Here is a 15,536-nt window from a genome sequence, read left to right as displayed (position 1 = left end):
ATTTATTCCTCACTATATGTTTTACTTTACTACATCCCTGCTGTACTTTGTTTTGTCTTCTTCCGTTATCTTGCGAATGACCCTGCATGGGTTCCCCGCAGCAATCACACCAGAAGGGATACTTTTGGTTACGACACTCCCTGCTCCAATGATCGTATTGTCTCCAATCGTCACACCGGCAAGAACAGTCACACTGCCGCCGATCCACACATTATTCCCCACCGTGATCGGTCCAACAATCTCCAGACCTTCATTGCGCTGCTCCACATCAAAAGGGTGGCCTGCAGTGTAGAATCCGCAATTGGGAGCAATAAAAACGTTATCTCCAAAACTAATTTTGCCTCCATCCAGCATGACAATATTATGATTGCTATAGAAGTTCTCACCAATTTCAATATTATAACCATAATCACATACAAATGGCTGTTCCATCAGGAAACGATCACCCGTTTTCCCGAGCAGTTTCTTAATTAACGCTTCTCTTTCATTGATCTTGCCTGGATGGAGCTGGTTATAGTCGTAACAAAGTCCTTTGGCATACAAACGCTCTTCAATTAACTCTTGATCATAATTGGCATTATATAAGAGCCCTAATTGCGATTTCTCTTTTTCAGTCATCATTGTTCAGCACTTCCCGTCTTCTAGCTATTAATAAGTTAAAGCTCTATCTCTCTGATGATTCTAGCAGGATTACCGCCCACGATCATATTATCCGGTACGTCCTTCGTAACCACCGACCCGGAAGCAATAACGACGTTATCCCCAATCGTAACTCCTGGGTTAATAACGGCCCTACCACCAATCCACACATTATTTCCTATCGCGACAGGCTTGCCGTACTCTGCACCCGTATTACGTTCATGCGGATGAAGTGGATGAGTAGCCGTATAGATATGTACATCTGGCCCCATTAAGCAATAATCTCCAATACGAACTTCACACACATCTAATATCGTACAGTTAAAATTGGCATAAAAATGGTTACCTACATGAATGTTATATCCATAATCCACATGGATATTAGGTTCCATGCTCAAGTGTTCCCCAGTGGACCCCAACAATTCCTTCAATAACTTGAGGCGAAGTTCACCGTCCGTTTCCGTCGTTTGATTGAATGTCCGCGTCATTTTTCTTGCGTATTCTCTGTCCTCGGACAATTCAAGATCCGAAGCCATATACAGCTCGCCATCCAGCATCTTTTGTTTCTCCGTCTTTGTGGTCATGATCATCGCTCCCTTGAAAAACATCATATATCCCAACATTAGATAACACTTTTTAAAACTCTTTTAATTATATAGATAACCATGAATAAAGCAAGTCTTGCTCTTTATAAAAATGCTTTCTACTACTCTCGCGAACTCTCGTAGATAACAAAAAAACCTCTATATCCAATTAAATATTGGAATGCAGAGGTTCAAGCTATTTGGCTAATTTCTTTATCCTAAGCAACCGCCTGAACGGTTTTTTCCTTAACACTAATGGCGTAAATGGCAGACACCAAACCAAGCAAAATCAATACAGAACCAACCCATCCGGTATTCAGAATTGATGAACGATCAATCACCATACCACCGATATAGGTACCCAGTGCAATACCGGCATGTGCAATACCGGAATTGGTGCTAATCAGCGTTTCTGCTGTTTCCGGCGAGGTTTTGATAATGAGGCTATTCTGCACAGGCGTAACGGTCCAGCTCAATGCACTCCATATGCTTAACAACAGCAAGAAGGCGATCAGAGGTAATCCTGCGCTGAACGGAATGACAGCCATACTCACAATAAAGGGAATGAGCACAATAACAATGGCTTTAGCGGGGTGCAAACGGTCGGATAACATGCCCCCGATGCCTCCCCCTGCGACAGCGGCAATACCGAACATCATGTAGATAAAGGTCACCATCGTGGCGCTGGCTCCCAGCGTTTCCTGCAGAAATGGTGTGAAATACGCATACAAAGTCAGGTGACCCGCCAGAACAAACAAAGTTGTAGCATGGATCGCCAACATTTTGGGATTCCACAGAGCCGTAAGCTGTTTCTTCAGGGATACCGCCGGAATAGGCTGCACACGATCCATTGCAAACCATATGGCTACCATCACCACTGCAGTCAGAATAGCAATCAGCATAAACACCTCACGCCAACCTGCCAAGTTACCTACAAAGATTCCAAGTGGTACACCCAGGATAAGTGATGCACTGCCTCCCATGGTAATGGTCCCCACGGCGCGTCCTTTATACTGTGGTTCCACAATGCGCGCTGCAAGGGTCAAGGAGAGCACAAAAATAAGTGAGCCAGTCGCGGCTCCGAGCGCTCTACCCGCCATCAGCATGTAGAAGCTGGTACTGAACGCGGAGATCAGATTACTGATCAGAAAAACAAATAGCGTACACATATATACCTTTTTACGTTCAAATCTGGCTGTTACATTTAACAAAATGGGCGCAGATAACGCATAGACAAGTGAGAAAATAGAAATTAAATATCCGGCCTTCGCCAGGGTTAAATGAAGATCCGTAGCAATCAGGTCCAGAATTCCGCCCAAGATCAGTTCAACGGTTCCGACCACAAATGCTGCGATAGCAAGCACATATACTTTTTTATTCATTCTGAATCCTCCTCAAAAGTTACAACTACGATAGTAACCTATAAATTTGAAAGTTTCAATACTTATTTTCATAATCGTTTTCATACGAAGATACAACAAAAAAACTATTCTCCAAGAGAATAGTTTCAATAGATCAACCTGGTGAGCAATCGCTCGATCTCAGCATCCTGTAACAGTTGGTCACCGTATTTTTTGGTGATTTGAGTAAGTGCAACATCATGATAGAAGTAATCGGTCATCGCTTTGACAATCGGTTTGGACATCGTCTTAATGGCTCGCCATGAATCGTGCTCTACACCGGCAAACAGCAGATACGCGTGATCCACAATGAGCAGTTGTGAAGGTTCCGGGGCATCAAGCAATGGAATCAACGAGTATATCCGATTTAAGGATGTCTCCATTCCCCCAACGGCAAGCACTTCAACGTACACGCCCTGCTTTTCCTTCTGCTCCAGCAGTTCTCTATATTTCTCCATTCGCTCATTCCAGGCCAGAAAAAGAATCGATGAGTCAGCTTCCTCGATGAGCTGTTCAATATTTGATCCGATGGACGACTCATCTTTTAACGTCCAAATATGCTCATCCGTAAATGTACGTTTGATTTTGTAACTTTTCAATTCCTCAATATCTTTCTCAAAATCAGCCTTGATCTTATGAATAATGGACTGAAGATCCACAGCCATATATAGTTTTTTCTTCCCATCCATCGTTGTCAGCACCGTTCCCTTGTCGATCAGGCGATTAAGTACTTCATAAATTTTAGCTTTGGGAACGTTGGAGTAATTAACAATGGATGTGGCATCAAGCGGTTCATCTTGTGCAAATATAGCCTCGTATACCTGGCTCTCATATTGTGTAAAACCGAATTTCTGCAACATATTTGGATCGGCGCATCCCTTCTTATTATGTCTGGTCTATCTAGTTTAGACGGCTACACTTTCCCTGTCCAGTATGTCCCATACTAACCTGAAAAGGTGGACTCTAATTCAATTTAACGATCACCAAAAATAAAATGACCTTCCAATGGTTATATTAACAATCGGGAATACACATTTCACTTGTGAAAGGAGATGTAATCTGAAGTGGAGAGCACGCAAGATTTTGTGAAGAAAGTGAATGAAAATGCCGAAAAAGCCCGTCAGAACAAAAACAACGGCAAGGGAACGCCAGGGGACAAGTTGCCATCAAAACAGCACTCTACGAATAAATAGACTATTTATTGAATGCATGTCTTCCGTCTAACACCTTTTCATCTACTTTTCATCTACTATTAAGAACCTTTAATAGAAAAGAGATGATGAGGATGGCTCGTGTCAATGCTGTTCCACAACCGGATCTGGTATTAATCTATTGGTCCAGAAATCCGCTCGTTCCCGGTTCTGCGCGCAGAATCCAAAGTGTACGTGTGATTGGCAATACTTCTCCGTGCACATTCACCCTGGTTCCTGGTGCACGTCTGATTGATGCACTGAACTGCTTGCTGGACAATGACATTGGATTCAGAGTGGTATACCGCTACAAAACGTCAGAAATTAGCGGAATTCTGTTATTGAAGCGTAAATAAACAATACTATGAAAAATGGTGCTGCTCCTTAAGGAGTGCACCATTTTTCATTCTTTGATTACATGAATCAATCAATCTTTCTATTGATTAGCTGCGATGGTATCGTTCACTTCTTGTGTAATCTGATCCCCGCCAAGTTTCTTCCAATTGGCTACAAAGTTATCGAACTCGTCAATCGACAAGTTACCATAGATGATTTTCAAAAACGTCTCGGCTCTCAGTTTATCCAGTGTTGCCTGCTTAGTATTCATCGTTCTCGTTGGTGCATAGATGAATTCATTCATGACAATCAGATCATTATCCCGGTAATGTTTAATCACAGCTTGTGAACTCTCTGGGCCAAAGATTCGCTCCATATGCCACTTGTCGAGATTTCCATTCCGATAATCCATAATATCATCATAGAACAGCTTCGCTTCGAGTTCCAATCCGGACGTATCTCCTGTTTTGAGCGCCTGCTCCACTTCATCCTGTGCCTTCACATTTTTGTTGGCTGGCAGGTTGGAGACCGTTGCATTATGAAAACCAAGACCAGTCAGTCCATTCAAATAAGCAGCACGTTCTTCCTTGGCAGACTCACCGAACATTTTTTCAGCCTGAAAATTAAGCAACTTGATTAACGCTTCCGGATGCTCGTATCCTTTGCGAACGGCAAATATGCCTCCCAGACTAAGATGATTCTGAGTTTTGGCTGGCTGATCATCAATCGATTGAACCGGATAAGGCATCCAGTCAATGTTCTTATCTTTCTTAATCATACTGCTAACCTGAAAAGGTGCCCATTGTGGCAGAAAGAACATGCCTGACTTGCCTGCATTGACATCCTCCATCATTTTAGCAAAATCCTTCACCCCAAACTCGGGATCGAGAACACCCTTCTGATACAGATTTTGAAGCTCTCGCAAGCCTTCTTTGACTTCCGGCTGAATCGTTCCATTCACAACTTGACCAGAAGTATCCTTAATCCAGGTTTCGAGATAACCATGATAGCCGAGCAAAAACGCGTTGATAGGCAAATCCTTGTTTAAGGCAATGCCGTACGTGTCATCTTTACCATTTCCGTCAGGATCTTCGAAGGTAAAGGCTTCTGCAATCCGGATAACATCCTGCATGGACTTCGGTGCCTCAAGACCAACCTTTTTCAGCCAATCCTGACGGATCCAGATCATATCCGAAGAATCCAGCGAGCCTGGGAAGCTAACCATAGCATATACTTTCCCATCCTTCGTTACGGGTTTCAAGCCGGCTCCATCTTCAGCAGACATGAACTCCTTAACCAATTCGGATGCATACTTGTCATATACTTCGGTCAGATCCTCCAGCATTCCCGCTTCATGAAGTTGTTCGAATTGAACAGCACTCACTTTCAGAACATCCGGCAGATCACCACTCGCCAGCGTAACATTCATCTTATCGTTATAATTGGCATCGGGAACAATCCATTCGTACGTTACATCAATACCAAGCTCATCTTTGTACCCTCTGGTCCAGATGTTATTGGCATGGGTATCTCCTTGGGCGAGCGATTCTTTCCCCGTTTCATTCATGGTGGAAGTCAATTTAATGGGTGGGTCATATTTCGTAAGTGGTCCTCCCGCATCCTGCTGAGTGTTCGGTTCTGCTTCATTCTCGGTATTTCCCGCACCGGACGAACAGGCTGCAAGCGTAGTGGCCAGTACCATGGTTAACGTTAACAATGAGAACTTCTTGAACGATATATTCATGCGAATCCCCCTTTTAATCCTCCCGTGAGGTATAATTTCATTTTATTAAGAAAGCGTTATCAATTCGAGTGTACCCCGTTGACATCTGGTATCTTTGATTTACCATTTGAGACTGCGATTAACTTTTCTGATCCCGATACTCTTGAGGGGTACAGCCTGTTGCTTTTTTGAAAAAACGATAAAAATAATGCTGGTCACTGAATCCAACCTTCGCGGATATTTCATGCATCTTGCAGGTCGAACCCAGAAGCAACTCCTTGCTTCGCTCCACTCTGCGATCATGGATATAGTCAGATATGCCTTTACCTGTAACTCGTTTGTACCACCGTGACAGATAAGACGGATTAAGAGAGACTTCCTGTGCAATTCGTGTGAGCGAGAGGTCATCTTCCAGATGATGCTTAATGTAGAGATGGATCGTGATCAGAATCTGTGATTGATCGTTCAGGTGGGCATCACTACGTTTCGAGATCATCCATTCATATGCAGATTGATAAAATAGGACCAGATCCGTCCACGCCGTATGGATGTCAAAATTCAGCATTCGTGGCAGTGATATCTCTTCCATTGCCGATTCATATAACCCCAGTTCGTGCAGGACTTCAATGAGCACACTTGCTGCACCCATATACGTTCTCATGCGAAAGAATGGATCTTGAAGTCCCTCCTTCGCAGCCTCGGTCCATTTACGGAAGGACTCCATCCACTCCCGATCCCCAGCGGTTATTCGCTGTTTGATCTGATCCAGATGCAGCGCGACAACACCCTGTTGATTCATAATGCTTGGGGTGTAAGGCAATTCATCCTGAATATTTACACGCAGGAGCTTCTCCATCCCAAGCCCGGGACTCTCATGAATCGACAGGCGTAACTGCGCGATCGCCTGATTAATCCTGCTCCACTCTACCGCCTGCTCACTAACCATGATCGATACCGAGAGGTTCAGGCAGTCCGCACAGGATTGCTGCACAGACTCCAATGTGCCATAGACAAAACGAAGGGTCTGTTTCCAGCTATCCGGCTGACTCCCTCGCTCCTCTTGCGTATTGGATCCATTGGACGGAGGCCTCTCCTGGGATTGAATAAAGCACGCGATGACCTGAGCATCCAGATCAATTGCCTTCACCTTGGCCTTGTCCTGCAGCAACTCCTCCGCAACATTGGCAACGGCATACCGGATGAGACTGCGATCCGCCTGAGACTGGTAGTTGTTCCACTCCTCCACCCTTATAATCACAGGAATAACAAGTTGATCTGATTGGAAGGGGAGCTGCACGGCATCCAGCTCTTCCTGAAGTGAAGCGATATCAGGTCTATCCGTTCGCTTCAGCACATCCAGCAGCAATTGACGCTGCAACTGGGGCAGCGCTCGTGGCAATTTGCCGCGAAACCAGGCCGCTTGGTAGCGAAAATCATTTTCCTCCAAGATCTGTGTTAACGCCCGTTCTACCGCAGCTCGAATGTGATTCATACCCTCTGTCTTTAACAGGTAATCAACAACGCAAGGATTTCGAATAGCTTGGTGCGCATAATCGAATTCGTTATGACCCGTCAGCAAAAGAACTTTGCATCTTGGCCATCGATCCATAATCTGCTCAATCAACTGCATACCATCCATGCCAGGCATACAGATGTCGCTGAGCACAATATCAATCTTCACCGAGTTCAACCAATCGATAGCTTCATAGGCAGAGTATGCCTTGATAATCTCCATATCCTGAAGATTTGCTTTTTGGAAGAACGCATACAGCCCGTCCAGAATAACGGGTTCATCATCTACAATAAGCATCCGTTGCATAACACTACTCCCCTCTCCATGGAATCTTCACTATCATGCACAACCCGCCGAGCTCACTTCGCTGCGCTGTAAGACCATAGGCAGCCCCGAACTTGATTCTCAGTCGTTGGTTGACATTCATAAGCCCGGTTATCTCTTCGTTTCCATATTTTCGCTCTGTTTCCGCAAAGGCAGATTGCAGGTAATTCAATGTCTCGTCGTTTAATTGATCCCCATCATCCTCAATGCGAATGGATAGATTATCCTGATCCTGTTGGTACGATATCTGTAGAATACCTCCCTGACTACGTTTGGCTAGTGCATGCTCAAACACATTCTCTACAATCGGTTGAATCATGACTCTGGGAACGGAAATAACTCTGTATCTTGCATCCAAATCTTGCAATTCCAATCGAATCCTCGAACCAAATCGAATTTTCTGAATGGATGCATAGACCAGGGCATGGTCAATCTCAGCCCCCAACGATACCTCTGTATGAGAATCCCGAGACATGTATTTGAAATATTGACCCAGGTAGTCGGTAAATTCCTGAATGAGCTCCACATTCTCCACTTCAGCCATTTGCTTGATGCTGAACAGACTGTTGTATAGAAAGTGAGGTTGAATCTGGGATTGCAGATGTTTGAGTTCCGCCTCACTTGTTCGAATCCGTGCTACATAATTCTCATCGATCAAGATATGTAAGCGCTCTATCATATGGTTGAAGCGGGAGTACAAATAACCGAATTCATCCCTTCTGGATGAAGGAATATGTACGCTTGTCTGGCCCTGCTCTGCCATTCTGAATCCTCGAATAAGTACCCCTAAGGGTTGGTGAATCGATCTGTAGATTGACAACGAGAAGACAATGATGATCACAACGGACATAAAGGTTACCATCCATAACCATACGTTGTATTGTTCCAGCGGTGCCCTCAGCACATCCTGCGGTATAGTAGCTGTCAGCGTGAACGCGTGATCCTTATCATGTAACGAAAAGTAGAGATATGGATCAGATTGGAACTTTGTAACCTGCATGGACTCGGTTGGTTCTGCAGAAACCGTTTGAATGGGTTTAACAGGTGCGGGCTGCTCAGAAGAAGAGATCACAACATGATGCTGTTCACCAAAACTCAGTGTAATCTCACTTTCACCCGTTTCCGACAGCTGCTGCAAACGCTTTTTAAGTTCTTCAGCAGACAAGCGTATCCCTAATATGAAATTGGGCGGCTCCTCATGGTTCATGTTGTACGGGTTACTTTTCAGGAAATAGAGATCGTTATTGGAATGCGATAATTCGCCATTCAGATTCCCCATTGTGGCGAGCAGACTCTTCCACTCGGCATCCTCTACGTCCCGAATCCCGTCCGCCGCACTGACTCGTTTATGCAGAGCGGGAACATAATACACAACATCACTAATGTAGGGACTCGTCACCATAATCTGACCCAGCTTGTTGTGAATGTTGTTCAGACTGGACGTGACTTCATACCTGCTCATAATTGCGGCTCGTGTACTTAGCGTGGACATGGGTTCATCAAATGAAAATTCGGTTACCAGCGCACTCATTCGCTCCAATTCGAATTGCAGATGGTTATGGTAGAAGTGCAATTTGGACTCGTGTGCCTTCTCCACCTCCGTCTGCATTTGCTTGGAGCTGACTTGCGTAATCATAATGCTTATCCCGTAAAGGGGCAGAATGACCAGTACAAAAGCAATCATCAGTTTGACAACAATCGATGACTCTCTCCAGCTCCCCCGGATGAATCTCAAATTTCCATCTCCCCTCTCCTCTTTCTTCTCACCTTAATAGCAAAAAAGGAGCCAGAAATCGGCTCCTTCCATCGATCGGTTTTCCTTCTATCGATCTTATCCCTTTACACTTCCGACGACAAGCCCATGGACGAAATACCTCTGCAGGAATGGATACACAAGCAGAATCGGAATAACAGACAAAAAGATCTGGGAAGCTTGGGTTGTTCTATCCGATACCTGACTTAAGAGCGTCGCATCCTCAAGGGTCATCATCTCACTCTGAATCATCGTCACTTGCTGTAACATCGACTGAAGATATGTAGCAAGCGGATAGCCTTCCGGGTTCTTCATGTAGATCATGCCATCGAACCAAGCATTCCAGTGTCCCACCATGGCGAACAGCGTAATGGTCGCAATACTAGGAAGTGAAATAGGAAGATAGATACTGCATAAGGTGCGGAAATGTCCTGCCCCATCCATCCAGGAGGCTTCTTCAAGTTCCTTCGGCAATCCCCGGAAGAAATTAAGCATCAATAGCACATTAAAGATTGGAACTGCGCCTGGCAGAATCAATGCCCAGATCGAATCCAACAAGCCTGCTTCCTTAACCACCAGATAACCCGGGATCAACCCTCCACTGAATAACATGGTGAATACGAAGATCCAGGCATAGAACGTTCTTGAACGGAATTTGGCAGCCTCTTTGGAGAGCGGATAAGCTACCAGAATTGTGAAGATCAGATTGGTTGCAACCCCCAGCACGACACGAAGAAGGCTTGTGCCGAATGAGTTGAGGAACTGCTGATTTTCCAGAATGTATTGGTATGAGGACAACGTAAAATCCACAGGCCAGAATGTGACGCTTCCCGCTTTTACCGCATCGCTCGAACTAAATGAAATCGCTAATATATTCACAATCGGGAACAGGCATAACAAGGCAAGAATCGTCAGGATGACGTAGTTAAACCCTAGGAACCACCGATAGGCTCTTGAAGCGTGGTGCATGATTCTGCCTCCTTTCTAGAATATCCGATAATTCGCGAACCGATAGGCCAAGAAATAACCGAGTCCGATAAAAATGAAGGAAACGACGGATTTGATTAGACCCAATGCTGTCGATACAGAATACTGTGCATCTTGCAATCCGATCCGATAGATCATCGTATCCAAAATATCTCCTGATTCGTACACCAATGGATTATAGAGGTTGAACACTTGGTCAAAGCCACCGTTAAGTACGTTACCCAGACTAAGCGTTACCATCAAAATTACGATCGGGCGAATACCTGGCAGTGTGATATGCCATGTCTGCTTCCATCTTCCCGCTCCATCCATAACAGATGCCTCGTAGAGAGACTTATCAATATTAGTGAGGGCAGCCAGATAGATAATGGTCCCGAATCCGAATTCTTTCCATTGGTCCGTGATGACAAGTATGTAAGGGAACCACTCATTACTGGCCAGGAATTGAATCGGGTCAATTCCCACGGCTTTCAACAACATATTAACGATCCCTGTGCTTGGAGATAACACATCCACGATGATTCCCGCCAGAATAACCCATGAGAAAAAGTGAGGCATATAGATTACGGTCTGGATCGTTCGTTTAAATCCTGTCTTGCGAACCTCATTAAGCAATAAGGCCACGAGCACCGGAATGACCAAGCCCGAAACAATTTTCATCGTCGATATAAATACCGTATTCCATACAACCTGCGAGAACCCCGGTAGATCGAACAGATACCTGAAATTGTCTAGGCCCACCCAGTTCATATTTTTGAATCCGGCAATGGGAGAGAAATTCTGAAAGGCAATGGATAGACCCGCCATCGGAATGTAACCGAATACAATAATAATCAGCAGTCCAGGCAGAATCATAAGATGAAGCGGAACATTTCGTATAAATTGTTTGTAGTTGGAACGCATAAGCTGACTCCTCCTTCAACGTTAATTATAGGAGCTGGCTGATCCCCACAATAGTGTGGGGTATTTACTTTGGGTATCTTTTGTTGACCCTCTTCCCTGGAACGTCAAAAAACCGCGATATCCGCGGTTTCTTGTTCACGTCAAGGATTTAATTTTGGATATCCATAACTAATACATTCACTGAATGAGCAGTTAGGTTAACCACTACTGATGTATCGGACAGTGTTATCTCCTGTTCATGGGGAATTACTTTCTCATCATTCTTCTGATTCACATTTGGGGTGTGCACTAGATGATCTTCTCCCGTAAGCGTGATCAGTCTCGCTGAAGAATCGACCTTCAGGTCCTGAAGGCAAATGCGTGTTGCTTTATCCGCACTATCTGCATTCACCAGTTTCACATAGACATGTTGTGTATCTCTTGTAACGGAATGGAATACTTCCCTATTGTAAGCTTCGAGCTTGTAATCCAAGATTTTGCTAGTATTTTGCCCGTCCGTATAGGAGCAAACAAGATGCTTACCTGTATCTCCACCGAAGTTAACCGTGATCGTATAATGGGTCCCGTTCTCCAGTGGTTCATAGTTGGCCGCCCTCAGGTTACCTGCTGCCGAACTGGATGAATAGTCACCCAAGGTGTAACCCTCAATACCCTGTTTGTACACCTTTACTCCCGTTGCGTCTCCGCCGTAACTAATTGCGTACTCGATGACATCCTTGTTCTCGGGCGAGATATCCGTCAGTCCCACACCGATGTAAAAACCATCTTCACCTGAAATTCGTTCAGCCTCAACTTGAACCTTGTAATTAGTCCATTCGTCATTCAACAGATACAGTCCATTCCGGCCGCTTGTTTGGGCAGTCAGGACGAGTCCCTTCCCTACGGTTACCGTGTATCCTTCCGATCCAGGAATCGGATTCCATGCCTCACTAAGCTCTGTACGTTCCCTAAAATCTTCTTCAAAGAGGACGCTGTCATCGGCATTGGAGGTAACGGTTACTTTTTTTACCACAATATCTGCATTTCCTGTCGCAATTTCAATTCCGCCACGCGGAATGAGCTCCAATGGTTTGCCTTTGCTATAGGTGGAGAACGAAGTCGCAAGTACCTGATTCCCTACATGTTTTGCAAAAAGCTGCTGTACATAATAATTGGGTGTATACCACACCGTTTCATCATCAAACCAAATGCAGTCCGGCGTCCACCGGTAGGTTCCATCCGTCAATACCTTGTTGAATAATGGTGCATAGGCAGCCAAACGAACAACGTCCGCGTTGTTTTCAAATCCGGTCATGATCGCGGCTTCCGCAACTGCCCCTGCCAATGTGTTTTTGTCCGTGGACGCATATTCACCCACAAATACTTTGGATGTCTCTTTCCAATCGATACTTCCGTCTTCCCGATAGGCCCGATCATAGTAATTGTAACGATCCACGTTGTTCAACAGATATTCATTGGATCGGTAGTAGTGCTCATCTGCGATGGTGTCCATGTAATTGTCCTGATTCTCATACCAGTTTACGGTCTCTTCAATCACCTCTGTACCATCAGCAAAAGCAACTTGAGCTGATCCCGTGAGGTTTCCACTTAGGAACTTCCATCCCTCCTGGTACGCATCATCATCGGCCTGAGCACCAACCGTTGAGATTATGTGCAGCTCATGATCCGGATAGTTCCGTTTCATATACTCATCAATCGAACGTTTGAATACTTCGAAGTTGGCAAAAAATTCAGTGCCCCAGTTCTCATTGCCTACGCCCAAATAACGAAGATCGAACGGTTCAGGATGCCCCATCTGGCTTCGTACCGCCGCCCATTCGTTGTGTTCCGTATCTGTACTGAGCGCAAAGTCGATCAGATCTGTGAAGTTGCGGATATAATAATCCCTCAAAGCTCCACCCGCAGGGTGAGCATAATCCGAGCGTGCCTGACATAACACACCGCAAGCCATGACTGGAACCGGAGCAGCATTCAGATCTTCCGCCAACTGGAAGTACTCCATATAACCAAGCCCCATCGTCATCATGTAACCCCAGACATTATAATTCTCTTTGCGAAGCTCAACGGGTCCGACAGAATCCTTCCAGTCATACACGTTATCCCATATAAAAGACCCCTCAGAGATACATCCCCCTGGAAAACGCAGGAACTTGGGATGCAGATCAGCGAGTGCCTGAATTAGATCTTTTCTCAATCGATAATTCGGATTACCTGTGTAGTTGGCATGTGCTGTAGCGGATATCCCTTCTTCTTCCGGATCAGCTCCCCATACATTCTGAGGCACTAAGGACACCATATCGACGGAGATGTCGCCTGCAAAGGTAAGTGCCAATTGACCAGGTACAGTCTCCGTTCCAATCAGAGACAAGCCGTATTTCTTCCATGTGTTCCCGCTTTCAATATGTAACGTTACCGGATCGCTGAGGGAAGAGTCTTCTCCATCCTGCAATTGAACCGTGATCGTTCCTGCCGATTCTGCTTTTGCCCATACGGTAAAATCATACGTTTCGCCCTGCCTGATGGACATGGCACAATGCTGATTGGAGTCAGAGAATCCGCGATTTCGAATCGTTGCCCCATCCTGAACTGTCACATAATAAGCATTCACTTCAGGATCTTGCACGTTAAAGTGAGCGTTCAATCCATCCGTATGCTGCACGAGCATTCTCCCCGTATCGCCTGACCAGGCAAACAAAGGTTCACGATTTCGACCTGTCGAACAACCACATTCCCCAGAGTCATGTGAATAGGTATCGAATGCAAAGGATTCAAAGGATCGATTCTGAACAAGCTCCGCATAGATCCCGCCATCTGCCGCGTTATTAATATCCTCGTAGAACAGCCCGTACATGACTTCACTGATGTCAGCCACCTTCTGATCTCCATGGATGGTGACCGTATAAGGCGGGACATGCGCTGGCACAACAGATACGTCAAAGCTTTGACTCAATTTGCTTTCACCTCTGGTCAGCAGCGCACGGAGCGTAACTTCTTGTGGCGATGTGATTCCCTGAAGTACTCCGTTCTCCGACAAGACTTCCGGCTGACTGGAACTCCAATTCACCATTACTTTACCACCCAACACATCTGTAGGCAGTGATACATCTTTGGTGATAATTCGGTTGGGGAAGGAAAGATACTTGTCTGCTGCAAGTTTCACAATCGCTTCATCTGTCAGTGACTCACACATCACTTCAATGACTTCATCCATGGTAAGTGCTGCCCCATAAATGCGAAAATCGGATAACGAACCCTCAAAATCCACATCTGCTGCGTATTGGGAGCGTCCAATATAATTTTGGTTATAATTCTCAGGGTCCTTGAAGGTATCAAACCATTCACGCAGTTTGGCATAATTGCCACTGGACGTCTGACTGATCGAACCGTCTGCGGCCATCTCCCCGTTCACATACACAATCGGACCCGCACTGCTGAGCGTCCCACCTTGGCTGCCTGACACAGAAAGTGCAATATGGATCCATTCTCCACTTGCAACGCCTCCACTTGGGTGAACAACCAGATTATCTCCGGCATATAACGTACCCAGGAGCTGACGGGTCAGAAACATATACGGTCCCTTCTCCCCTTTGCCAAAGTCAAAAATGCGTTCCCACACATTGGAGCCTTTGCCCAGAAACACCCAAGTTGCAACAGTAACGCCAGTGTTATCGCTTACATCCTGAAGCAAATCCGAAGGTAATTGCAGATAAGAAGTTCCATTCACTCCCCCGTTAAAAGTGACCGCCGACCTGCCTTTTAACTTGGATATTATAGGGGGTAACTCGCCTTTTACCAAACTGTCATGCCCGTTCCCGGATCTGTCTTTCCCGATCTGATTGGCCTCTTCGAACGTGTATTGTGCGATCAATTGCTTTTGATATGTAGTCATGTTCTTACCTCCTATGTAGTCTGAATGATCGTTTGATTCGCATAAACATAAAATGATTGATAAATAGTTAAATAGATGATCTAAACGTAATACTATCGCATTACAGAGTCCAATTTCAATCCTAAATTTGAGAATGACTCCTGTTTTATTTGTCTTTTATTTGAATACAAAAAGCTTTAGCAGTCTTTTCTCCCTCTCTTACAATCTGTCATTTTTCTATAAAACCTTTACATTTATGGTTTACAAACATATAAACCAATTGATAATATATCAAATGAAAGCGCTTGATAATATA

12 protein-coding genes are annotated in these 15,536 nt (G+C 45.0%); 2 read left to right on the top strand and 10 right to left on the bottom strand.

Translation table 11 applies throughout. From position 1 onward, the window contains the following. Positions 1-21: 21 nt before the first annotated feature. From ACTHPG_RS08665 to ACTHPG_RS08650, 4 genes are all read right to left on the bottom strand, one after another. Positions 22-618 (bottom strand): sugar O-acetyltransferase, encoded by a 597-nt coding sequence (locus ACTHPG_RS08665; RefSeq protein WP_440390191.1) that lies wholly within the window; start codon positions 616-618, stop codon positions 22-24. A 38-nt stretch (positions 619-656) separates the two neighbouring features. After that, a complete protein-coding gene (locus ACTHPG_RS08660) occupies positions 657-1,223 on the bottom strand; it encodes a sugar O-acetyltransferase (protein WP_440388721.1) in 567 nt (188 codons plus the stop codon). A 218-nt stretch (positions 1,224-1,441) separates the two neighbouring features. After that, positions 1,442-2,605 carry an MFS transporter gene (locus ACTHPG_RS08655; RefSeq protein WP_440388720.1) on the bottom strand — a complete coding sequence of 388 codons (1,164 nt, stop codon included), beginning with the start codon at positions 2,603-2,605 and terminating at the stop codon, positions 1,442-1,444. A 125-nt stretch (positions 2,606-2,730) separates the two neighbouring features. After that, a complete protein-coding gene (locus tag ACTHPG_RS08650; protein WP_440388718.1) occupies positions 2,731-3,483 on the bottom strand; it encodes a TrmB family transcriptional regulator in 753 nt (250 codons plus the stop codon). Between the two features lie 204 nt (positions 3,484-3,687). Here ACTHPG_RS08650 and ACTHPG_RS08645 point away from each other — a divergent pair, with 204 nt between their 5' ends. After that, on the top strand, positions 3,688-3,816 hold the full coding sequence (locus ACTHPG_RS08645) for a DUF4023 family protein (protein ID WP_124114522.1): 129 nt from the start codon (positions 3,688-3,690) through the stop codon (positions 3,814-3,816). A 92-nt stretch (positions 3,817-3,908) separates the two neighbouring features. Continuing rightward, positions 3,909-4,169 (top strand): hypothetical protein, encoded by a 261-nt coding sequence (locus ACTHPG_RS08640; RefSeq protein ID WP_440388717.1) that lies wholly within the window; start codon positions 3,909-3,911, stop codon positions 4,167-4,169. An 80-nt stretch (positions 4,170-4,249) separates the two neighbouring features. On the opposite strand, the gene ACTHPG_RS08635 is transcribed toward ACTHPG_RS08640, so the two are convergent. From ACTHPG_RS08635 to ACTHPG_RS08610, 6 genes are all read right to left on the bottom strand, one after another. Next, on the bottom strand, positions 4,250-5,893 hold the full coding sequence (locus ACTHPG_RS08635; RefSeq protein ID WP_440388715.1) for an extracellular solute-binding protein: 1,644 nt from the start codon (positions 5,891-5,893) through the stop codon (positions 4,250-4,252). 118 nt (positions 5,894-6,011) lie between these two features. Next, a complete protein-coding gene (locus ACTHPG_RS08630; RefSeq protein ID WP_440388714.1) occupies positions 6,012-7,691 on the bottom strand; it encodes a response regulator transcription factor in 1,680 nt (559 codons plus the stop codon). Positions 7,692-7,695: 4 nt separating this feature from the next. After that, positions 7,696-9,444 carry a sensor histidine kinase gene (locus tag ACTHPG_RS08625; RefSeq protein WP_440388713.1) on the bottom strand — a complete coding sequence of 583 codons (1,749 nt, stop codon included), beginning with the start codon at positions 9,442-9,444 and terminating at the stop codon, positions 7,696-7,698. Between the two features lie 96 nt (positions 9,445-9,540). Further along, entirely contained in the window at positions 9,541-10,431 is an 891-nt protein-coding gene (locus ACTHPG_RS08620) for a carbohydrate ABC transporter permease (protein ID WP_440388711.1), read from the bottom strand. A 15-nt stretch (positions 10,432-10,446) separates the two neighbouring features. After that, positions 10,447-11,352 (bottom strand): ABC transporter permease, encoded by a 906-nt coding sequence (locus tag ACTHPG_RS08615; protein WP_047842804.1) that lies wholly within the window; start codon positions 11,350-11,352, stop codon positions 10,447-10,449. Between the two features lie 148 nt (positions 11,353-11,500). Then, entirely contained in the window at positions 11,501-15,241 is a 3,741-nt protein-coding gene (locus ACTHPG_RS08610) for an alpha-L-arabinofuranosidase C-terminal domain-containing protein (protein WP_440388709.1), read from the bottom strand. Positions 15,242-15,536 lie beyond the last annotated feature (295 nt).

This window comes from Paenibacillus sp. SAF-068, assembly GCF_051967555.1.
GTDB lineage: Bacteria > Bacillota > Bacilli > Paenibacillales > Paenibacillaceae > Paenibacillus.
Note: the sequence above shows the minus strand (reverse complement) of the source record. Positions and strands in the feature narration are given on the sequence as shown.